Origin of the sequence: Nocardia sp. NPDC050630 (assembly GCF_044457245.1) — a bacterium.
GTDB lineage: Bacteria > Actinomycetota > Actinomycetes > Mycobacteriales > Mycobacteriaceae > Nocardia.
Genome location: NZ_JBITGN010000011.1, coordinates 188,652 through 210,411 on the forward strand (window position 1 = coordinate 188,652; position 21,760 = coordinate 210,411).

Genomic DNA, 21,760 nt, shown 5'->3' on the forward strand with positions numbered 1-21,760 from the left:
CGTCCTTGTCGATCGGGTTGTCTTGGGTTCAGCGAAGTCGGTCAGCGCCGACGTAGGCGAGTGCGTCGTCCACGTAGCCAGCGGCTTCGCGCATCGCATTCCGGTCGCGCTCGGGTAGCGGCCAGTCGAGCACCTCCGCCGCACCCGTCCGGGTGAGTCGGACCGGCACACCGATGGCGGTGCCGTCGATGCCGTACTCTCCGGCGAGAACCATTGATGCCGGCCAGATCTCGCCACTGTCGGAAGCGATGGCGCTGGCCATCGCGGAAAGGCCATGGCCCGAGGTCCAGGTCGAGGTGCGCGGCACCCCCAGGGCCACCCATCGCGGGTACCACTCGAGCAGGTAGGCACGTGCCGCACGCTGTTGCGCGTCGTCGAGTGCCACCGCCCGACCGTCGATCTCTACCCGGTCGAACAGCGGCACACAGTGATCGCCGTGCTCGCCGAGCACCCATGCCGATACTCGATGTGGTTGCACGCCAAGAACTTCGGCGATCCCGTATCGCAGTCGCAGACTGTCGTTGACCGTGTACCCGAGCACGCGGTGGCGATCGATCCCGGTCATTCGCTGCAACGCGGTGACCAGTGGATCCACCGGGTTCGAGGCGACGATCAGCACTCCGGGCCAGCCCGGAGCGGCCGCGAGCGTCTGCCCGGTTTCCCGGGCGATGGCGAGATTCTCGGTGAGATATTCGATGCGCGGGCTGTCCTTGCGCGGTGGCGCGGCGGCCGAGAGCACCACGATGTCGGCGTCGGCCACCTCGGTGACGGTGCCCGCGCGAACGTCGAAGGGGCGGGCCGAGACGCGCAGCTGCTCCAGATCCCACACGTGCGTCTGCAAGGTGTCCGCGTTCCGGTCGACCAGGACCAACTCGTCGCCGGTCCCGTTCAGCGCCAGGGAGTAGGCCACGGCGGAACCGATCCCGCCCGCCGCTCCGATAACCACGATCTTCATAGCTGCCGCCTCCCGCACTCTCCGACTGAGATGCCCGGTTGGAGAGTCGCGTGCCCGGGCCGCATGATTGTGTCACAATCGATGGATTGTGACACAAAAATTGTGACACAAATCAGGAAGGGGACTGGGCGGGACTTCTTGCGATACTGGGCACTGTGAATGCCGAGTCGAACGCTGCGGAGAGGGTCGCCGCTCGCCTGCGTGAGGAGCTGCTGTCCGGTTCCCACCGTCCCGGAGAGCGGCTCAGGGAAGAGGAGTTGGCGGCACGTTTCGGTACCGGCCGCTACACGGTTCGGGCGGCACTGCGGTCTCTCGTCGCCTCCGGTCTGCTCGATCACCGCCCGAATCGCGGAGCGATCGTCCCGCTGCTGTCGCGCGAACGTATCGATGAGCTCTACGACCATCGAGAGGTGCTCGAGATCGGCGCGCTCCGGCTGGCACAGCGACACGGCGCCGATCTCAGCCCCGTCGTCGAGGCGACACGCGCGCTACAGCAGCTGTCCGACGACGCGTCCTGGGTCGACGTGATCGTGACCCACCAGTGGATTCACCACGAACTCGTGGTCGCGGCAGGAAACAGCAAGCTGCTACAGGCCTACGCGCAGTGCGAGGAAGAGCTGCATTACGTCGTGTCGACGGTCCGCCCGGACTTCACGGCTTCTCGTCTGGCGCAACTGCATACAACGCTGCTCACCGAACTCCAGCGCGGCGGCGCTGCCGCGATCGCCGCGCTGGAGCGCGATCTGAAGATCGGTCGTTCGGCCGTACTGGACGCTCTGCCCGGTCGTCACGAGGAAGCGTCCTAGCCGCCCGCCTCGGCCGATGACTCTTTCGGCAACGCGTCAGCGGGGGAGCGTGCCATCGTCGTGCACCACGCGGCCGCTGATATGGGTCCGCAGTACGCGGGTCGCCGGGAGTGCGTCGATATCGCACGCGATCGGGTTGCGGTCGACTATGGCGAGGTCGGCGTGGCTGCCCGGAGCGAGGGTGCCGATGCCGTTCCTGCCGAGCAGCTTCGCGCCGTTCGCGGTCCACTTCGCGAAGGCTTCGGCACGCGAGGGTGTTGGTGCCGGATACGTCGTCCCGGCGTGGCGGTTCGCCTATACCGAGTCGGCGGCGCCGAGGATCTCGGCGAGCTGGCGCGCGGCGCTGCGGACCGGTTCCGCCGCCATTTCGGTGTCCAAACCGTCGATTGCGACCACACCGACGCTGCATTCGATGCCGGTGCCGCGGGCGACCTCCGGCGGCAGCATGACACCGGCCGCGATTCCGACGGCACCGCGCTCGAGTTCGCCGCGAGTCACGATGACCCCCTCACGACGGGCCTGCTGGACCGCGGCCGCATCGCGCGCGTTCTCCGGGCGCAGAGCCAGGATGGCGAGACCGGCGGCACCGCGATTGAGCGGATGCCGTAATCCCACTCGGTATCCGACGTGTATCGCCGAACCCGGGGGTGAGGCGACCATGGTCACCACGCATTCGTCACCGTGGGCCGTCGAGAGGAACGCGGTGGCACCCGTTCGCGCGGCCAAGTCGTCCAGCACCGGTCCGGCTTCGTCCTGCAACTGCGGCGCGAACCGGGAGGCGAGGACGGCCAACCCCGGCCCGAGCCGAGTGCGTCCGTCCGGAAGCCGGGTCACCAGCGCGTGCTCTTCCAGGGTCGTGACGATGCGGTAGCAGATCGCCCGATGGGCGTCGAGCTCCTTGGCCAGTTCCGCGACGGTGATGCCGCGCGGGCGCAGCGATACGAGCTCGAGCACCCGCACCCACGGTCGAGGGTTTGCAGCGCGCTCATCGGACCTCCTCGGTCAACAGCTCGGATCACCGCCGCCGAAGCGGCTCCCAGGCATCGAGGCTATTTATAGCAGCGGAGACAGCCGCGACCTACAGCGCGAGCGTGATGGAGGCACCGCGGGCGCGTGAGCAACAGGTCATCATGGATTTCCCGGCGGCTCGCTCGGTGTGGGTGAGCACGAGGTCGCGATGGTCGAGTGAGCCGTCGAGAACCGGCACCTCACAGGAACCGCAGATCCCTTCCTCGCAATCGCTCTGCACATCGATATTGGCGGCCCGCAATGCTTGCAGCACGGTCTGATCGGCGGCGACCGGCACGGTGATTCCCGAATCCTTCAGCACCACATCGAAGGCATGTTCTTTGTCGGGGTCGAGTTTTTCGACCGTCGAGGTGAAATGTTCGACGTGCAGGGCATCCTCGGGCCAGTCGGCCGTGGCCTCGGCGAGTCCATCGAGAAGCCGCCGCGGGCCACACGAATAGATGTGGGTACCGGCCTGGGGTTCTCCGAACAACGCCGACAGGTCCATGCGCGCGCTCTCGCCTTCGTCGCCCGGATGCAGGACGAGGTGCTCGTCGTGGTCGCGGGCAAGGCGGTCGAGAAATGCCATGGAGGTGCGCGAACGCCCGGCATAGTGAATGTGGTAGTCACCACCCTGTGCCTTGACCTGGTCGGCCATCGCGATAACCGGAGTGATTCCGATGCCTCCGGCCACGAAGATGTATCGAGCTGCCGTGGGGTCCAACGCGAAATGATTGCGCGGCCCGCGCACTCGCACCGTGTCGCCCACCCGAAGCGTCTCGTGCACCCACCGTGATCCGCCGCGGCTGTCCGACTCCTTCAGCACCGCGATCTGCCATGCGGAGCGGTCCTGTGGATCACCGCACAGCGAGTACTGGCGGGACAGCGTCCCGCACTCGATGTCGATATGTGAGCCCGCCGTCCACGCCGGTACCGGCCGTCCGGTCGTGTCGGCGAGAGTGACACGGCGAATACCGTCGCCGACCTCGTCGAGCGCGGTGACGGTCAGCATCCGGGCGAGTGCCTTCTTCGACGGCTCGCCGATCCGCACCGCATATTTCGCGCGCAGGATTGTCGCGTCGGCGCGTTCCGGGTTTGCCGCCGGATCCCACTGCACCCACACATGATCCGGGCCACGGAACGAAGTGTTGGGGAGATATGTGAACTTCTGATCCGGAATGAGCCGCATACGCGGCAGCCGCCGGGTCAATTCCTCCAGGAAGATCTGCATCTCCATGCGCGCCAGGTTCTTCCCCATGCACTGATGGCTGCCGTACCCGAAAGTAAGGTGGTCGCTGGCATTTTCGCGGCGGATATCGAAGTCGTCGGGCTGCTCGAAATGCCGCTCGTCGTGATTGGCGGAGGAGTTGACGATGAGCAACTTCGCTCCCTCGGGAATGAATACGCTGATGGGCGAAGAAGGGTTCTCGTCTGATTCCTCGCTGCTCTATCACCGCCACATCCCGTCGGCGATCGTCGATGCGACCGTGTGGCAAATCCCCGACCAGCGCACGACGCCCAACCATCCACTCACGCCGCGACACCTGAAGTTGCACAGCCTGTTTCAGGAAGAGATCATGGCCTCCGGGCAGGCCCGGTGGATCGAGGCACGCGCGCGCATCACCGAACTGATCGAGACCCACGCCGTGCCCGCCGACGCGATGCATCCCCTCGACAAGGAACCCGTCACCCTCGGCGATCAGACCCGTATCTTCCTCGAAGATGGTGACACCGTGGCGATTTCGGCGAGTGCCCCGGGACCGTCGGGGAAACGCATCGGATTCGGCGCCGTGACCGGATGCATAACGCCGTCACTGTGACCGGCCCGGCCGACGTTCACGCGTTCGCGGGCAGCGACTCGGAGACGATCAGCGGTACGCCGACCATTTGGCGCAGGTCGTCGATCGAACACGAGGTTGGCGAGACATCGACCCTGGTCACCTTGGTCGCCGGTGGACTCGGCGCCGCGATAGTCCCTGAGGCTGTCACGGCGCTGACCCTCGAAGGCGTCACCTACCGGCCGCTGGCCGGGCCCCCCACCACGATGGAACTCGAGGTCGCCCATCGCCCGGACCGCACCGAGCCGCACCTCGTCCGTGCGGTAGAGGGTGATTCAGCGACTCGTTATCGGGTCTGGCTTCGCAGGCCGAGCAGGCGCAGCGGGTTCTCCTTGAACACCAACGGCGATTTTCCTCGAGCTGAGCGCCGCCAGACCGAGACACTGCGAGCCTCGTTCAATCCGGCATGGTCCGCCCTGCGGGACTAGGAATGCTCGATCAGCCATCGCCGTGCGATGCCGCCAACTCTCCTCGCGAGCGAATGCCCAACTTGGCGTAGATATTTGTCAGGTGGTACTGCACGGTCTTGGCGGAGATGAAGAGTTCGGCCGCGACTTCCCGATTGGGCAGGCCCCGGGCGACCAATTGCGCGACGGCCTTCTCCTGCGGGGTCAGTTGGCTGTCCGTTCGGTCGGCCCGGCGGATATTGACGCCGCCCGCTTTCAGCTCACGGTCGCAGCGGGTGACGTAGGTCCGGGCGTCCAAAGCGGCGAAGAGATCCCGGGCGACCGAGAGTTCCGTGTCGGCTTCTCGGCGTTTTCCGGCGCGGCGCAGAATTTGACCATAGGTGAAGCTCACCCTTGCCCGGTCGTAGCGCAGAGGTAGCCCCTCGAGCTGCTCGAGGGCGGTGTCGAACGCGTGACGGGCGTGATCCAGTTCACCTCGGGCGCCGAGGAGATGGCCTCTCGCGGCGCTCAATCGGGCCTGCGCCGCGCGGCGTCCGAGATCGGCGGCGCGGCGTTCGTGCCGGGTCAGGAAGGTGTCGGCGTCGTCGTATCTACCCACGGCGACAAGGGCATTCGTGTACATATCGGCCCACGGCCACTGGCCCGGGTCGTCGACCTCGCCCGCCGCCCAGGCCTGGGTCATCGGGCGCAGCGCGCGCAAGACACCCGCCGGGTCCACGCTGGCCTCGGCCCAGTGCGCGTGTGCGAGATAGGAAGCAACACGCATGATTTCGTAGTCCTGCGGGCCGGAATCAGCGCGCCGCAGGGCAGTTCGGGCCTCGGTCCAATCGCCGCGCGAGGAATGTATGGCCGCGGCCGTCCAGTGCAGGAGCGGGTCCGGTAGGACGATTCCGGTGCGATCGACCAGCTGTACGGACTCGTGCACGGTGCGCAGCGCGTCGTCCCAATCGCCGGTGAGGAACTGAACTCGGGCCAGCCAGGCGCCGGCCCACAATGATATTCGTGTCGAGCCACCGAGAAACGTTGTGGGAACCGAACTTTCGAGGTCGGAACGGGCGTCGTCGAATTCGTCGGCGAGTAGATGGTGCCAGCCGCGTCCCATGACGATGCGCTGCACCTGCGCCCCGGTCCGAACCCGTTCGGACAGTTCGGCATAGGACCGCCGCGCCTCCTCGGTGTGGCCGTAAGCCAGGCCGAGTCCCCGGATCGCCGCCGCCTCGAGGGCGGCCGGGCTGCCCGCCGCGACCAACCCCGCCGTTCTGTCCGCCCATGCCACGAGTTCGCTCGGGCGGCAGCGGCACAGCGCGTGGAGCACGTACCTTTGGCAGATCGATGCCGCGGCGTCCGGGTCGCGTTCGGCATTGACCAGCTCCCATGCGCGGGCGAGCCGTATCTCCGCCTCCGCGGGACGCCCTCGGACAATCGCCAGATAACCCAGAACGGCATTGCGGAGCGGAGTTTCGCGCAGACTCTCCACCTCGGGAATCAGCGCGGTGGCATCGAAGACATCGCCCGCGCCGACCAGCGCGTCGACGGCTCGGGTGAGGCGTGTTTCACGGAGCAGCCGGTCGTCGGTGAGTCGGCCCGCATCCCGCAACAGTGACGCGGCGGTTCCCCACGCGCCTTCGGACGCGGCCGAGGCCGCCAAAGCGTCGAGGCGGTCGGCGAGTCCGGAGTCCGGGATCGGCGCGGCGGCCACCAGTAGGCGAAGCCGCCGCACCGGATCCTCGGTCAAGTCGGCCGCGCGACGCCGCAGGGCTGCCGTCGCGGCCGGGCCCATATCGGCGAGGACGGCTGCCCTGACCATAGGATTCACCGGGCCGATCGCTGTCAGGCCATGGGATCCGAGCTCCACCAGCTCCGCGGAGACCGCTTCGTCGACCGCGTCGAGCAGGCCGTCGTCGACCACGGCCAGCGCCGCGACATCCCGCAAGGGCGTCTGGGGTCCGAGAACGGCCGTCGATTCGATGATTCGGCGGGTTGTCGGCGAACAACAACCGAGCGATTCGCGGACCCGGGCGGCAATGGCGGCCGGGGCCGGGAGATCGGGATCGAAGTCCGACCACACCTTCGGCGGCACCTCGGACAGCAACTGGTCGATCTCGCGGGTGCCCCCACCGGTATGGCGGCACAAGCGCTCCGCCATCGACGGATGCAGGGCGATGCCGCGCCGTGCGGCGAGACGAATCACCTCCGCCGCGGTGAGTGGCTTCAGTGGGACAACGCTCGCCGCAACCCGTTGCAGAAGATCGAAAGTGGAGGGTGGAATACTCGGGTCCCCGGCGACCGTCGCCGCGACGACGAGCACGCGTGCGTCGGTATGGTGTCGGATGACCGAGGACAGCGCCTGCAGGGTCGGCGCATCGGCCCAGTGCGCGTCATCGATGATCGCCAGGGTGGTGTCCTTCGATGTGGCGGCCAGTTGTCGCGCGATGTCAGCGGCTACCTCGACCGGATCTCCTGCGGGCACCGATCCCGGGATCAGTTGCCGCAGCACCCCATACGAGTAGTCCCGTTCCCACGACGCGGCGGTCGACCACAGCACCGGGCCCTCGTGTGTATCGGCGAGCGTCCGCAGCAGCACGGTCTTCCCGGTCCCGGACCGTCCGGTAATCAGCACGATGCCCGAACCCAGGGAGTCGACCTGGCGTACGCGATCCACCAGGGTCGCCAGGGCGACCTGGTGCACCACCGACGGGGCCGTTCCAGTCACTCCGTCACCGTAATCCTCGCGCGCGGCTTCGGCGCGCATCCCGCGCACCGCCACGACCGACCGGACCGTACCGCGCCATGCGTGCGTGGTACGGCCGGGTGGGCCGAATCAGCCCAGGTCCCCACCGGCGACCGGGAGGACGGTACCGGTGATGTAGGACGCCTCGTCCGAGGCCAGGAAGGCAATCGCGGCGGCTTGCTCGTCGAGGGTGCCGTAGCGCTTCATCAGGCTGGAGTCCAGGGTCTGGTCGATATGCGCCTGGAACCAGGTCCGTTCCTGGTCCGTCTCCAGCGGCGACCCGCCCCGCGAAATCCGTCGCGGCGGCGCCTCGGTCCCGCCCGGGGCGGTCGCGACCACGCGAATACCGGTGTCGGCGTACTCGAGGGCGAGGGATGCGGTCAGCGCGTTGATGCCGCCCTTCGCCGCGGAGTACGGGATGCGGTGCACGCCACGGGTGGCGGCGGAGGAGACATTGACGATGACGCCACTGCCACGGGCCGCCATGGCGGGCAGCGTCGCGCGGCACGAGAACAGTGTCGTCATGAGCGACCGGGTGATCTCGGCCTGAATCTGGGTCGCGGAGAATTCGGTGAACGGTTTGAACCAGATGGCGCCACCGACATTGTTGATCAGCGCGTCGATGCGGCCGTATCGCTCCACCGCGCGAGACACCATGTGCTGCGCGCCTTCCCATGTCTCGAGGTCGGCGATGACCGCGACCGCCTCCTGGCCGTCCCGGGTGAGGTCGTCGGCCACCTGGTGCACCATGTCCGATCGATCGACGAGCACCACCGTGCCGCCCTCGGCGCTGATCCTTCGCGCGGTGTGCTCACCGATGCCCTGCGCGGCGCCGGTCACCAGAACGACCTTGCCGTCGAATCGACCCGGACTGATGAATCGCGGCCGTCGCGCCCGCGGCATGCGGGAGTCCAAGGTCGGCCAGATCGGCTGTCCCGCGATCTCGCGGGCGGACCCGGTCGGCAGCAACGGCGCACCGGAATCCATGTCGCGCAAGCCATTCCCCGCGGACCACATGATCTGACCCGCGATCGCACGGATGGCGGTCGAGTCCTCCGGTGAACGAACGCCCGCGCCGAGCGACTCGTGGAGTCCGACATCGAAGATCCGCTGGCCCGCGATCGCCCGTCCGTCGCTCCACACCGCGGTCGGCTCTGTCACCACGCTCGCGGGTTCGGTGACCGGGACCGGCTGTGGCGCAACCGTTGTCGCTGCGGCGGGTTCGACCTGAGCGGGTGCGGCAGTGGCCGGTTCGGTTACCTCGGTCGGGCTTGCCGTGCCCGACAGGGCGAACTTCTCGAAATAGAATCCGGCCGGGTGGATACCGCGAGCGGTGAAGTCTTTCCGCACCGATTCGACCATCGCGGGAGGACCGCACAGATAGACCGCGGCATCGCCGCCATGAAGGTGCTCGTCCCGGATCAGGCTGGTGACGTACCCCTTGTCCGGCGCCGCACTGGCCGGGTCGGCGACGCAGTAGCCCCAGGTGAACCCCGCCAGCCGGGAACCCAATTCGGCGATGGTGTGCATTTCGACAAGATCGTCGTCGGTGGAGACGCCGTAGATCAGATGCGCGGGCCGGGTCGATCCGGAGGCTTCCATGGTGCGCAGGATCGCGAGGATCGGGGCGAGCCCGGTACCCCCGGCCAGCAGCAGAACCGGCCTCTCGCTCTCGCGCAGGAAGAAGCTGCCATTGGGGCCGGTGAAGCTGAGTTCGTCCGACACCGCCGCCCGCTCGGTGAGGTACTCGCTCATCACGCCGGCGGGCGTGAGCTTGATCAGAAAGGTCAGGCTCTTGTCATCCGGGGCGTTGCTGAACGAATAGGACCGGCTCTGGTCCGTGCCGGGCACCGCGATATTCACGTACTGGCCCGGCAGGAACGCCAGTTTGTCGCGATCGGCGATTTCCACGGTCAAGGCGACGGTGGTCGGAGACAACCGGTCCAATCCGGTGATCGACCCGGTATAGGTCGCGGATTGTGTCTTGGCCACCGCCGACGTACTGCGAATCTGCAGCACCAGATCGGATTTCGGTTTCATACTGCACGGCAGTACGTAACCGGCGGCGGCCTCGTCCGCGGTCAGTGCGTCATCGATATAGGTGCCACCGTCGTAGGCACCGGACTCGCAGAATGCCTTGCAGGTGCCGCAGGCGCCATCGCGGCAGTCCAGCGGAATGTTGATGCGCGCCCGATACGAGGCGTCGGCCACAGTCTGGTCCGCGGCGCAGGTGATGAAGCGGGTGACGCCGTCCTCGAAGGACAAGGCGATCCGGTGATTCATAACAGGCTCTCTCGCGGCTCTCAGAAGTGGTAGACGTCGACGACATGGTGGATGTAGTCGTTCTTGAGCACCACGGTCTTGCGGCGGATCAGCGGAGCGGCACCGGAGAAGTCGATCGTGTAGAACGAGGTCCCGTAGTACGGATCGATGGTCTTGTACCGGAAATACATGGTGTGCCAATTGAATCGAACATCCACGAGATCTCCGCGGCGCTCGATCACCTCGACATTAGTGATGTTGTGGCTGGTCCGTGGCTCCGGGAGCGACGTGGCCGACGAGCGTTCGGTGCGAATGCGGAAGACCCGGTCCTCGAGACCGCCCTTGTTCGGGTAGTAGATCAGCGAGATATCGGTCTGCGGGTCCTCGGTCAGCAGGTCGTCGTCACCCCAGGACGGCATCCAATAGACGACGTCGTCGGCGTAACACTCCAACCACTTCTCGAATTCGCGGTCGTCGAGGTAGCGGGCCTCACGGTAGAGGAACTGCTCGATGTCGTTGTGGGTGATGAGTTTCGAGCCGGTGGACTCGGTGGTGGCGGTCATTGGTGGAGCTCCTCAGACTTCGGCGCGGTCGGGGTCGGACGAGTCGGCTGATCGTGCCTGCTCGCGCTCGAAGCCCTCGTGCATCCGGGTCAGCCAGTATCCGTGTTGGACCGGGAAGAGCCCCTCGTCCTCGTTCTTCACACCGGCGGAGATCACGCCGTGCATACCGAGTGATTCGGCTACGGGGTCGGGGCCGGTGAGCCAGTGTTCGGCGCCGCGGCTCATATCGTTCCAGGGGGCCGCACCGGCGCGGAAGGTGAGCTGGCAGGACCGGAATTCCTCCAGGTCGTCCGGGGTAGCCATACCGGAGGCGTTGAAGAAGTCTTCGTACTGCCGGATCCGCCAGGCACGGGATTCGGCGCTCTCGCCCTTCGGTGCGATGCAGTAGATCGTGACCTCGGTCTTGTCCGGTGCGATCGGGCGCAGATGGCGGATCTGGGTGCTGAACTGATCCATCACGTACACGTTGGGATACAGGAGCAGGTTGCGGGAGCCCTTCACCATGAAATCGCCTCGCGCTTCGCCGAATTGGGCCTTGAGCTCGTCGAGTCGCGGCCAGAGCGGCCGGTCCTGCGGGTTGCCCGCCCAGGTCCACAGGCACAGATGTCCGTGCGGGAAGGACCAGTAGCCGCCGCCGGATTTGCCCCACTGGCCCGCGTCGAGCGTCTTGGTGTCGTTCTTGGACGCACCGGTGTTGCGGCGGGAGGTGGTGGCCGCGTAGTTCCAGTGCGTCGCGGTCACGTGATAGCCGTCGGCGCCGTTCTCCGCCTGGACTTTCCAGTTCCCGTCGAAGGTGTAGGTCGAGGACCCGCGCACCACCTCCAGGCCCTCCGGTGACTGATCGATGAGCATGTCCATGACCGCGGTGGTGTCACCGAGGTGCTCGGCGAGAGCCACGACGTCGGGGTTCAGGCTGCCGAACAGAAATCCGCGGTAGTTCTCGAAACGGGCGACCTTGGTCAGATTGTGTGAACCGTTCTTGTTGAACGACTCCGGATAGCCCGCGTCCTCGGGGTCCTTGACCTTGAGCAGCGTGCCGTCGTTGCGGAAAGTCCAGCCGTGGAACGGACAGGTCAGGGTCATTCGATTATCGGTCTTGCGGCGGCAGATCATCGCCCCGCGATGCGCGCAGGCATTGATCATGCAGTGCAGTTGCCCGTCCTTGTCCCGCGTGATCATCACCGGCTGCCGCCCGATGTAGGTGGTGAGGTAGTCGCCCGGATTCGGAATCTGGCTCTCATGGGCCAGATACACCCAGTTGCCCTCGAAGATGTACTTCATCTCGAGTTCGAAGATCTCCTCGTCGGTGAAGATCCGCCGGTTAGCGCGGAAGATTCCGGCTTCCCGGTCATCGACAATCGCGTCGGCGAGCACGCGGCTCAGATGATCGAACGTACTGGTCATGGGTCCTCCAACGGCCTCGACGACTGCCTCCTGCGGTGCCGTCGGGCCGGAAATCGGCCGATACCCGCGGTGGCATGTTCTGTCGATCGTGACAGGGTGTGACGCCAGTCACCCCGGATGAATGCCCAGTGTCGACCAAGGGTGCAATTAATTGGTAGAGCGTATCAATTGGCTGGAAAATAGTATTTGTTCCGACTCAATATTCATATCTACCGTGACTCAATACGCATCGGTCTGTCGCGGTGAAGCGGAAGGAGACTCGCACATGGAGCTACGTCACCTGCGTTACTTCGCGACCGTCGCCGACACCAAACATTTCGGACGGGCCGCTGAGCGCCTGCATATGGCCCAGCCCGCGCTGTCCCAAGCGATACGGCAGCTGGAAGCCGAACTCGGCGCCGCGCTGTTCACCAGGACGACTCGACAGGTCGCGCTGACACCCGCCGGAGAATTCCTGCTCGGCGAGGCTCGCCGGGTCCTCGACACCGTAGAGGACGGCGTGCGCGGTGTCCGCCGTATCGCCGATGGCAGCCTGGGCATGATTCGCCTCGGCGTCACAGGCACGGCCGCGCTGTCACATCTGCCGCGGATCGTCCGTCGGCTGCAACGCGAATTACCCAGTGTCGCATTAGAAATCGAATCCGACCTGCTCACCACCGAGCAGTGCGACCGGTTGCGTGCGGGAAGCCTGGACCTGGGAGTACTCCGGCCGCCGCTCTCGGGCGAGGGCCTCGATCTGCGGGTGCTCGAGGTCGAACCACTGATCCTCGCACTCCCGATAGACCACCGGCTGGCCGTCGAACCGGTGATCGCCATGGCCGATCTGCGCGCGGAGAACTTCATCACCTACGCGGGGCGCGGTTCGGTCATCAACGCGGCGGTCATGCGCAGCTGCCGCGCCGCCGGATTCACCCCGGACGCGACTCGTGACGCACGCGGTTCCGCGGTCATGCTCGCCCTGGTGGCGGGCGGTCTCGGTGTGGCGGTCGTGCCTGCCTCGACTCGAGTGCTGTCGCTACCGGGCGTCGTCTTCCGCGAACTGGCCGATGCTGAGACGGTCGAACTGGCCTTGGCCTGGCGACGGGACGCCGAATCGCCGGTACTCGTCTCGGTGCTGGATGCCCTGGCCGGCGACCTCACAACCGACGAACAACCCGTGGAGGCCCATCCATGAAAATCACGCGTGTGGAGGCGATTCCGTTCGCCATCCCGTATCGCAAACCGCTGAAGTTCGCCTCCGGCGAGGTCCATATCGCCGAGCATGTGCTGGTGTGCGTCCACACCGACGACGGGATCGTCGGCATCGCCGAGGCACCGCCCCGCCCCTTCACCTACGGCGAAACCCAGGACGGGGTGATCGCCGTGATTCGCAAGATCTTCGCACCGCAACTGGTCGGCCTGAGCCTGCTCCAGCGCGAAGCCATCCACGCCCGGCTGTCCCGCACCGTCGGTAATCCGGTCGCCAAGTCGGCCATCGACATGGCCGTGTGGGATGCGCTCGGCCGCAGTCTCGACCTCCAGGTCACCGAGCTGCTGGGCGGTTTCACCGACCGCATGCGGGTGTCGCACATGCTCGGCTTCGACGAGCCCGCCGCGATGGTGGCCGAAGCGGAGAAGATGCGCGACCGGCACGGCATCACCACCTTCAAGGTAAAGGTCGGTCGGCGGCCCGTCGATCTGGACATCGCGGTGGCGCGCGCCCTGCGCGAAGCCCTCGGCGACACCATTGAGCTGTACATCGACGGCAACCGCGGATGGACCGCCTCGGAGTCCGCGGTGGCCATGAAACGGATGGCGGACCTGAATCTGCTGTTCGCCGAGGAACTCTGCCCGGCCGATGACGTACTGGGACGCCGCTGGCTGGTATCGCAGCTCGATATCCCGTTCATCGCCGACGAGTCGGTGCCCACACCCGCCGACATCACCCGCGAGGTGCTCAGTGGCTCCGCCACCGCCATCAACATCAAGACCGCGCGCACCGGATTCACTGTCTCCCAACGCGTTCACCACCTCGCCGAAGGGCTCGGCCTCGAAATCGTCATGGGTAATCAGATCGACGGTCAGCTCGGTTCGATGTGCTCGGTCGCCTTCGGCGCCGCCTACCAGCTCACCGCGCGCCGGGCCGGTGAACTGTCGAACTTCCTGGATATGAGCGACGACCTGCTCACCGAGCCCCTCGATATCCGCGGCGGTGAACTCACCATCCGACCCGGCGCGGGACTCGGGGTCGACATCGATCCCGACAAGCTCGCCCGCTACCGGCAAGACCATTGAAACATTCAGCCCCATCACTGAATACGGCAAGGAATCAAAGGAGAATCCGATGAACGCCAGTACTACCGCCGCCGCGACGGCCGCCGACTCGGGAGCCCGCGCCACCGAGCGCTTCAAGAGCGACAAGACCATTGCCGCAGCCGGCACGTCACAGGAGCGGGTGGATCTGCTCGCCCGCGAGGTACTCGACGCGGTGTACGGCACCATCCGCAAGCACAAGCTCACCTACGCCGAATACAACGCGGTCAAGGCGTGGCTGATCGGTGTCGGGCAGGACGGCGAATGGCCGCTGTTCCTCGACGTGTGGGTGGAGCACGTGGTCGAGCAGGTCGCCACCGAACACCGGCACGGCAGCAAAGGCACCATCGAAGGCCCCTACTATGTGCCCGGCGCGCCCGAGATCGGCTCCAGCGGTTCGGTTCCCATGCGCGAGAACGAATCCGGCACGCCGCTGGTGTGGACGGGCACGGTCACCTCGACCGATGGCACCGCGCTTGCCGGGGCGACGATCGAACTGTGGCACGCTGATTCCGATGGGCTGTACTCTCAGTTCGCCCCCGGCCTGCCCGAGTGGAATCTGCGCGGCACCTTCACCACCGATGCCGAGGGCCGCTTCGATATCCGCACCATGCGCCCCGCGCCGTACCAGATTCCGACCGACGGCGCGTGCGGCAAGTTGATCGCCGCCGCCGGTTGGCACGCGTGGCGGCCCGCGCACCTGCACGTGAAGGTGTCCGCCCCCGGCCACGAACTGCTCACCGCGCAGCTGTACTTCCCCGGCGACCAGCACAATGACGACGACATCGCCTCGGCGGTCAAGCCCGAGCTCATGCTCGACCCCCGGCCGGCAGCCGACGGCGGCGAGACCGTCGCCTACGGATTCGTTCTCGATCCCGCCTGAGATTTCCAGCGCCCGAACAATTTTCGCTCGAGGAGAACCAGCCCATGCTCTTCCATGTCCGGATGGACGTGCACCTTCCGCACGACCTTCCCGCCGATTCCCGCGCCGAGATCGTCGCCAGGGAAAAGGCGTACAGCCAGCGATTACAGCACGCCGGAAAATGGCCGCAGCTGTGGCGGATCGTGGGGGAGTACTCGAACTACTCGATCTTCGACGTCGACTCGACCGATGAATTGCACGAGATCCTCTCCGGGCTACCGTTGTTCGGGTACATGACCATCAAGGTCACGCCGCTGGCGACCCACCCGTCCAAGATCTGACGCGAGACCCGTACAGACCATGTCGATTCTCACCACCGAGTTCGGTCCCGTCGGATTCTCCGACCACGGAACCGGCCCCGCCCTGGTGTTCGTCCACGGCTTCCTGTTCGACAAGCGGATGTGGCAGCCCCAGATCGACCACTTCGTCCCACTGGGATACCGGGTGATCTGTGTCGATATGGTCGGTTTCGGCGATAGCGCCACCGACGCGAACATCGTGCTGATGGCCGACCAGTCGCGAGCCGTGGCCGCGGTAGTGGACGCGTGCTCAGTCGACTCCGCAGTGCTGATCGGCTACTCGATGGGCGGTCAGGTCGTGCTGGACTTCGCCGATCGGCGTCCGGGACAGGTTGCGGCCGTGGTTCTTTCCGATACCTTCGCCAGCCTCGATCCCGACCAGGGCCGAGCTGCACGGCTGGCCCTGGCGGATCGGCTGGAGTACGAGGGTGTGCGCGACTACGCGGAGGAATTCCTCCCCTTGGTGCTGAGCGAGCGCAGTGTGCGGGAACGAGCGGCGGTCGCGGACCGCGCGCGAGAGATGATGGTCGATGCCCACCCGGCGGGCGCAGCCGCCGCACTGCGCGGTCGCGCGCTGCGGCCGGACTACACCGGCAACGCCCGCCGGGTAAGTGTCGCGGCGCTGGTCGTGGTCGGCGCGGAAGACGCGTTCGACCGAGGTGTGCTCGGCACCGAATTGGCCGAGAACCTGCCCCAGTCCCAGCTGACGGTCATCGCCGAAGCCGGTCACACTCCGAGCATGGAGCGGCCCTACGCGTTCAACACCGCACTGTCGGAATTCCTCCACTCGATTCCCTTCCCCCTGGACATCGTGGGCGAGAAGACGACGGTGCCCGGCGTCTGAACTCGAACCACGCTCGCCGATCGACCGCGCGGGGTCGACGGGCGGCGCGGTGTCGGTCATGGCTCTCTTGATGGTTCGCGAATTGCTCTCGGGTAGTGGCTGATTGGAGATGAGTAAGCGGTTCGATTGCCGCGCCGTCCGAAGCTACGGCCGATGGAGCGTGTCGGCGAGGCTTGAACTCGACGTGAGCAAAAGACTGGCTACCCAAACGGACTCGAGGCGTCTTCGGTCGGTCGGCCGATAGTCGCCTGTGCCTGCACGAAGGTCCGCAGCCGATTGCTGAGGGAAATGGCAATCGGTAATTCTACCGATACCGCCCTCGACGCGGCGGATATACGTTACCCGAAACGAATCTCACGTTCTACAAGCGTGAATTCACCTGTATGGCAGGCGAAAAGAGCTGTCGCAACGAGTGACGGGAATGGCGAATGAGCGAAGAACTGTGGCGTTGGTCCGCGACGGAGACAGCGGAAGCAATCCGGGTCGGTGCCGTGTCGGCGGTCGAGGTGGTCACGGCCGCGCTGGCACGGCTCGAGAAGACCAATCCGGTATCCAACGCTTTCGGTGAGATCGCTGAGGACGCACTGGACCGAGCCAAGGAAGCCGATGCCGCGATAACGCGCGGGGATGCGGTGGGACCGCTGCACGGGGTGCCCACGGCGATCAAACTCAATACCGAAGTCGAGGGGCTGCCGACTCCTGACGGGGTGGCCGAGTATCGGAAGTATCCGGCCGCGGAAACCGCGCCGGTGGTGCGGAATCTCGCTGCGGCGGGCGCGATTTCGATCGGACGCACGAATTGTCCGCCGTTCTCCACCATGTGGTCGACCCACAGCGAACCGTTCGGCATCACCCGCAATCCGTGGGATCCCGCCGTGACACCCGGTGGATCCAGCGGCGGCGCGGCCGTCGCGCTGGCCACCGGTGTGGTGAGCATCGCGCACGGCAACGACCTCGGCGGCTCGATCCGTTACCCGGCGGCGGTATGTGGTGTGGTCGGTCTGCGCCCCACTTACGGCCGGGTGCCGATATGGCATGCGGCGCCGGGCCGCGGCATGCCGCTGTGCGTGCAGCAGTTCGCTGTCGAGGGCCCGCTCGGACGCACTGTCGCCGACGTACGTCTTGGGCTGCGGGCAATGGAGGGGGCGGATCCGCGTGACCCCATGGCAGTTCCGCTGCCGCCGGCACACCCTTCCGAGGGTCCGATCCGGATCGCGATCGTCGTCGATCCCGGCGAGCAGCCGCTGGCTGGACCGGGTAGTTCCGAGACCACCGACGCCGTACGGACGGCGGGCTCCTGGCTCGCCGAGGTCGGATACGAGGTGGAAGAGGTCGCGCTGCCCGCGCTCGGCGCGGCGGCCACCCTGTGGTGGCAGCTGGCGTTGACCGACTTCAAGGTTGGCGGCATGGTCGGCGAGGTGCACCGGGTGGGCGATTCGACCATCCGCGCCTGGTACGACCACATGTACTCGGTCTACGACGACGTGTTCGGTGAAGTCACCTTGGCGGACTTCGCCGACGGCTACGCGCGGCGCTCGCTGATCCGGCGGCAGGTGTCGGAGTTCATGGATCGCTATCAGGTGTTGTTGCTTCCCGCCTCGGGCGGACCGGCGTACGCGCTCGACGGCGAACTCGAGTCCACTTCGCGAGTCGCCGAACTCCTCCGGCAGCAGTGGCCCAACACCGCGATCCCGGTTCTCGGCTTACCGGGCCTCGGTCTGCCGGTGATCAGTACGCAGGGCGCTCCGCTGGGCGTGCAACTCGCCGGACGCGCGTTCGACGAGGAGACCCTGCTACGGGTCGGTGAGGTCCTCGAAGGTCGGGCGAACATCGCCATCCCCATCGACCCGAAACCGCTGTGAACCGGCATGGATTCCATCGTGGAGAAACTGGCCGAATTCCTGGGGAATCAGGATCTTTCGAATAAGGAGAACACATGACCACATCTACGCCTCGTGAGCTTCAGCAGAAGTTTCTGGAGCACTTCCTGGCCAGCGATCTCGAGGGTTTGCTTTCGCTGTACGAAGTGTCGGCAGCGTTCGTCACCCAGACGGGGGAGACTCTGATGGGAAGCGAGGACGTGCGCGCATCACTGGCCGGTTTCGTAGGTATTCCGCGCACGTCCTTCACCTACACGCCGACCTTCGCGGCAGAGACGGACGGCGTCGTGCTCATGCATGCCGATTGGTCGCTCGAGGGAACCGATCCCGACGGGAAGCCCCTCATGCTGGGCGGAACGACGATCGAGGTCGCCCGCCGGCAGGCCGGCGGTACGTGGCGCTATGCCGTCGACAGCCCATTCGGAATCATCTCCTGAAGGCTTGAACCGCATCCCGGTCGACCGGCCCGCGCCCTTGCTCGTCAGGCGTGGGCCGGTCGTATGGGTGGCCACAGGTGCGGTGGAGGTTCAGGTCGACACCACGCCGATCAGGCGTTCGATCAATGTGGGGGAGTTCGGATCGATGCTGGGCAGTATGGTTCCGTCGCGGACTGCCCGCACGGCGGCGGTGGTGCGGCAGGGGACGTTCAGCTTCTGCAGAATCCGTTCGACATGCGTCATGACGGTGCGCTCGCTGATGCCCATCGTGCTGGCGATCCGGCGGTTCGTCGCGCCGGTCGTGAGCGCTGTCAGTACCTCCAGCTCGCGGGGCGTCAGTTGCCAGGGGAGCACGGTGCGGCGGCAGGCGACTATTACCGCCTCGTCGGGTCCGTCCTCGCGGACGAGTTGCACATCGGACCAGCCGTCGGGCATCCGCCACAGGAATCGGAGGGTTCGCATCTCCTGGCGGCCGAAGCGTCGTGCGATCTCGAGGACGACAGGGTCCGAGGTGACCGTGGCCGCGGGCCGGTAGGCGATGGATTCGACCGCGTCGCCGCGGACGCGAGAGACGGAGTACCCCAGAGGAATCGGTACACCGGCCGACGGTCGCGTGACGGCCTGAGCCAGCGTGGGAGTCAGTGCGTCGAGCAGTTGGCGGTGGTCTTCATCGAAATGCGCGGCCTCTCCGCTGGCCAAGTGGAGTAGGCCGACGACCGATCCCCGCGGGGTCGCCAACGCCATCGACACACCGTCGGTGATTCCCGCAGCTTCGAAATATTCGCGGTAATAGCCGGATTCGCGGAAGCCGAAATCCGTGGCGAGGCACGCCGTGCCCGAGCTGAATAGATAGCGTCCGAAAACTTCATCTACCGGAAGTTCGTCGGAAACAAGTGCGGCGATAGTCGGCGAGACGCCGATCGCTGAAATCGACGTGGCGCGGAAACCGTCCCATACGTCCAGCTGTGCCATATCGGCCCGCATATGCGACGCCAAGGCCGTCAACGTATCGGACGGTGTGCCGGCCACGATCGTCGAACCCAATTCCGCTGCGAAACTAATGTCTTTCAAACCCAGCATCGCCGTGTTTCCTTATTTCTCGGGCCAGTCGGTCTCATATGTTCGCAAGCCGGGTATGGGGAATCCTACCGATGGACTCGACCGGCGCCGCAACTGTTGTATCGGTGCTATGAGCAATGAATTCGAGAATGTGGTTTTCGTCGGCGGCCGGGTGCGCGTCGACGAGAACACCACCACCACCGCGGCGGCGCTGGGGGGTCCGTGACGGCCGGGTGGTGGCGGTCGGCGAACGGGAAGACGTGCTGAGCCAGTGTCCCGACGCGCGCGTGATCGACGTGCATGGCCTCGTCGTCGTGCCCGGACTGATCGACACCCACCCGCACGCCCTGCACTACGGCCTGTTCGAAGCGCCGTTGGTGAGTATCAAGAACGCCGAGTCGTGGGCGGATATCGTGGCGGCGATTCGGGAGCGGGCGGCATCGACTCCGGCGGGCGAGTGGATCATGACCACGCCGGTCGGCGAGGAGCACTACTTCGTGCGGCGCTCGTTGCGTGATCTCACGGAGGGCAGACTGCCCGATGCGTCGATCCTGGACGAGGCCACGACCGACCATCCGGTTATGGTGCAGGCGTGGGCCCCCGAGACCCCGAATATCGCTGTATTCAATTCCGCCGCACTCGCTTTGCTGGGAATCGACCAGGACACGCCAGACAATCAGGTCGGCGTCATCGTCGAGAAGGACGACTGGGGTGCGCCCACCGGGCGGCTGTCGGGATCGGTGAACAACTACTACAACCACACCCAGGATCAGTTCTGGCGCAGCATCTGGACCCAGATCCCCTACATCCAGCCTCCGTTGGTGCCCGCGGGATTGGCCAAGGCGATCCAGGGGCAGCACGCCCTCGGCGTGACGACGATCTACGAAGCGCACTCCATGGACGCACAGCTGATCGGGGCGTACATCGGCGCGAACCAGGCGGCGGCACTGAACCTGCGGGTGCTCGCCTCCATCGACCTGCTCGGCAGCGCGACGACCATCGACATCCAGGTGCCGGCGGGGCTGTCCAGCGGGGGATGGACGCCGCCGTGCAGGCGCATTCGACCGCGCTCTCGCGCATGGAAACTCCTCGTGGGTCTAAATCGATGGCGCCGAAAGACATTCGGACGACTCGGTGGCGGGATCGGTGGAATGTCCACTCAGCATCGGCTACCCGGGATCGACCGGACGAGCAGATTTTCATTGAATGAGCGACTCTCGAGGATTCTTCTTTATGGAATATAAGATTCTGTTGTGAAGAACAAACCTGCGTACAGTATCGAATCGGTCGACCACGCGCTGTGGCTCGCGGTGATGCTGCAACAGGAGGGGCCGATGCGGGTCGCGGAGGTGGCGGAGCGGCTCGGGGTCGCCCGGTCGACGGCCCATCGACTGCTCGCGATGTTGGTCTACCGCGATTTCGCCGAACAGGATGACGAGCGCCGTTATGTCGCGGGCGCGGTCCTGCGGCCCGCTGATCCGGGGATGCCGGTCGCGAGACTGCGTGAGGTCGCGCTGCCGGTGCTGCGAAAGCTCATGAACCGATGCGGCGAGACGGTGCATCTGATGATGCTTGCTGGCACCGAGATTCGATTCATCGCCTCGGCGGAATGTGATGCCGTACTGCGCGTCGGCGACCGCGAAGGGCGCGTGCTGCCTGCCCATCTGGCCTCGGGCGGACAAGCCATGCTGGCCGCATTGACCGATGCCGAGATCGACCGGCGCTATGCCGACACCGGAGTCGACGTGCCGGTGCTGCGCCGCGAGCTGAGAAAGGTGCGGCGAAACGGATTCGCCATCAACAATCAGCGCACGGAGACCGGCTTGACGGCGCTCGGCCGCGCACTCCCCGGCGCTCGGCTCGCGCTCTCCATCGCCATGCCCACCGCCCGCTACGACCGGCTTCGCATCCCGGAATGGGTCACCGATCTCGCGGCGACCGCAACCGAGCTCGCGGCGGAACTCGAACGGATGGGTGTCCGGATCTAGCGCCTCTATGCAATACCTATCTTCAGAGGTATGGTGCGTGTCACATCCGGATACCTATCTCCATA

General features: G+C 66.0%; 18 protein-coding genes and 4 pseudogenes. 13 read left to right on the forward strand and 9 right to left on the reverse strand.

The genetic code is table 11. From position 1 onward, the window contains the following. Nucleotides 1-28: 28 nt before the first annotated feature. Entirely contained in the window at nt 29-955 is a 927-nt protein-coding gene (locus tag ACIBG0_RS26405; protein WP_397035734.1) for a malate dehydrogenase, read from the reverse strand. 155 nt (nt 956-1,110) lie between these two features. Between ACIBG0_RS26405 and ACIBG0_RS26410 the strand changes: the two genes are divergently transcribed. Next, a complete protein-coding gene (locus ACIBG0_RS26410) occupies nt 1,111-1,761 on the forward strand; it encodes a GntR family transcriptional regulator (RefSeq protein ID WP_397035735.1) in 651 nt (216 codons plus the stop codon). Between the two features lie 36 nt (nt 1,762-1,797). Here ACIBG0_RS26410 and ACIBG0_RS26415 read toward each other — a convergent pair. The 3 genes and pseudogenes from ACIBG0_RS26415 to ACIBG0_RS26425 all read right to left on the reverse strand — a co-directional run. Next, a pseudogene (locus tag ACIBG0_RS26415) lies at nt 1,798-2,001 on the reverse strand (amidohydrolase family protein); the annotation flags it as partial. A gap of 54 nt (nt 2,002-2,055) precedes the next feature. After that, nucleotides 2,056-2,715 carry an IclR family transcriptional regulator gene (locus ACIBG0_RS26420; RefSeq protein WP_397035737.1) on the reverse strand — a complete coding sequence of 220 codons (660 nt, stop codon included), beginning with the start codon at nt 2,713-2,715 and terminating at the stop codon, nt 2,056-2,058. A gap of 124 nt (nt 2,716-2,839) precedes the next feature. Next, nucleotides 2,840-4,174, reverse strand: a pseudogene (locus ACIBG0_RS26425) (cytochrome P450); the annotation flags it as partial. Between the two features lies 1 nt (nt 4,175). Here ACIBG0_RS26425 and ACIBG0_RS26430 point away from each other — a divergent pair. From ACIBG0_RS26430 to ACIBG0_RS26440, 3 genes and pseudogenes are all read left to right on the forward strand, one after another. After that, nucleotides 4,176-4,352: pseudogene (locus ACIBG0_RS26430) on the forward strand (homogentisate 1,2-dioxygenase); the annotation flags it as partial. A gap of 93 nt (nt 4,353-4,445) precedes the next feature. Beyond that, nucleotides 4,446-4,589: pseudogene (locus ACIBG0_RS26435) on the forward strand (fumarylacetoacetase); the annotation flags it as partial. Then, nucleotides 4,586-5,035, forward strand: coding sequence for a LysR substrate-binding domain-containing protein (locus tag ACIBG0_RS26440; protein ID WP_397035739.1), 450 nt, complete (start codon nt 4,586-4,588; stop codon nt 5,033-5,035). The pseudogene ACIBG0_RS26435 and the gene ACIBG0_RS26440, both read left to right, overlap by 4 nt. A gap of 10 nt (nt 5,036-5,045) precedes the next feature. Here ACIBG0_RS26440 and ACIBG0_RS26445 read toward each other — a convergent pair whose 3' ends face one another. From ACIBG0_RS26445 to benA, 4 genes are all read right to left on the reverse strand, one after another. Then, nucleotides 5,046-7,727, reverse strand: a complete 2,682-nt coding sequence (locus ACIBG0_RS26445; RefSeq protein WP_397035740.1) for a LuxR C-terminal-related transcriptional regulator — start codon at nt 7,725-7,727, stop codon at nt 5,046-5,048. Between the two features lie 108 nt (nt 7,728-7,835). After that, nucleotides 7,836-10,028, reverse strand: a complete 2,193-nt coding sequence (benC, locus tag ACIBG0_RS26450; protein ID WP_397035742.1) for a benzoate 1,2-dioxygenase electron transfer component BenC — start codon at nt 10,026-10,028, stop codon at nt 7,836-7,838. Nucleotides 10,029-10,048: 20 nt separating this feature from the next. Next, nucleotides 10,049-10,570: a benzoate 1,2-dioxygenase small subunit gene (gene benB, locus ACIBG0_RS26455; RefSeq protein ID WP_397035744.1), complete on the reverse strand. Its 522-nt coding sequence runs from the start codon at nt 10,568-10,570 to the stop codon at nt 10,049-10,051. Between the two features lie 12 nt (nt 10,571-10,582). After that, nucleotides 10,583-11,974, reverse strand: a complete 1,392-nt coding sequence (gene benA / locus ACIBG0_RS26460; protein ID WP_397035746.1) for a benzoate 1,2-dioxygenase large subunit — start codon at nt 11,972-11,974, stop codon at nt 10,583-10,585. Between the two features lie 265 nt (nt 11,975-12,239). Here benA and ACIBG0_RS26465 point away from each other — a divergent pair, with 265 nt between their 5' ends. The 7 genes from ACIBG0_RS26465 (at nt 12,240) to ACIBG0_RS26495 (ending at nt 18,648) form a co-directional block, all read left to right on the forward strand. Continuing rightward, nucleotides 12,240-13,148: a LysR substrate-binding domain-containing protein gene (locus ACIBG0_RS26465; RefSeq protein ID WP_397035747.1), complete on the forward strand. Its 909-nt coding sequence runs from the start codon at nt 12,240-12,242 to the stop codon at nt 13,146-13,148. Beyond that, on the forward strand, nt 13,145-14,248 hold the full coding sequence (locus ACIBG0_RS26470) for a mandelate racemase/muconate lactonizing enzyme family protein (RefSeq protein ID WP_397035749.1): 1,104 nt from the start codon (nt 13,145-13,147) through the stop codon (nt 14,246-14,248). Before ACIBG0_RS26465 ends, ACIBG0_RS26470 begins: the two co-directional genes overlap by 4 nt. Nucleotides 14,249-14,297: 49 nt before the next feature. After that, nucleotides 14,298-15,149 (forward strand): catechol 1,2-dioxygenase, encoded by an 852-nt coding sequence (gene catA / locus ACIBG0_RS26475; RefSeq protein ID WP_397035751.1) that lies wholly within the window; start codon nt 14,298-14,300, stop codon nt 15,147-15,149. Nucleotides 15,150-15,193: 44 nt separating this feature from the next. After that, nucleotides 15,194-15,469, forward strand: coding sequence for a muconolactone Delta-isomerase (gene catC / locus ACIBG0_RS26480; protein ID WP_397035753.1), 276 nt, complete (start codon nt 15,194-15,196; stop codon nt 15,467-15,469). Between the two features lie 19 nt (nt 15,470-15,488). Continuing rightward, nucleotides 15,489-16,331, forward strand: a complete 843-nt coding sequence (locus ACIBG0_RS26485; RefSeq protein ID WP_397035755.1) for an alpha/beta fold hydrolase — start codon at nt 15,489-15,491, stop codon at nt 16,329-16,331. Nucleotides 16,332-16,759: 428 nt separating this feature from the next. Then, nucleotides 16,760-18,193, forward strand: a complete 1,434-nt coding sequence (locus ACIBG0_RS26490) for an amidase (protein ID WP_397035757.1) — start codon at nt 16,760-16,762, stop codon at nt 18,191-18,193. Between the two features lie 74 nt (nt 18,194-18,267). After that, nucleotides 18,268-18,648 carry a YybH family protein gene (locus ACIBG0_RS26495; protein WP_397035758.1) on the forward strand — a complete coding sequence of 127 codons (381 nt, stop codon included), beginning with the start codon at nt 18,268-18,270 and terminating at the stop codon, nt 18,646-18,648. A 90-nt stretch (nt 18,649-18,738) separates the two neighbouring features. Here ACIBG0_RS26495 and ACIBG0_RS26500 read toward each other — a convergent pair whose 3' ends face one another. Beyond that, nucleotides 18,739-19,728 (reverse strand): response regulator transcription factor, encoded by a 990-nt coding sequence (locus tag ACIBG0_RS26500; protein ID WP_397035760.1) that lies wholly within the window; start codon nt 19,726-19,728, stop codon nt 18,739-18,741. 266 nt (nt 19,729-19,994) lie between these two features. On the opposite strand from ACIBG0_RS26500, the gene ACIBG0_RS26505 reads away from it, so the two are divergent. Together ACIBG0_RS26505 and ACIBG0_RS26510 are read left to right on the forward strand one after the other, a co-directional pair. Continuing rightward, nucleotides 19,995-20,951, forward strand: coding sequence for an amidohydrolase family protein (locus tag ACIBG0_RS26505; RefSeq protein ID WP_397035762.1), 957 nt, complete (start codon nt 19,995-19,997; stop codon nt 20,949-20,951). A gap of 9 nt (nt 20,952-20,960) precedes the next feature. Then, nucleotides 20,961-21,695 (forward strand): IclR family transcriptional regulator, encoded by a 735-nt coding sequence (locus ACIBG0_RS26510; RefSeq protein ID WP_397035764.1) that lies wholly within the window; start codon nt 20,961-20,963, stop codon nt 21,693-21,695. Nucleotides 21,696-21,760 lie beyond the last annotated feature (65 nt).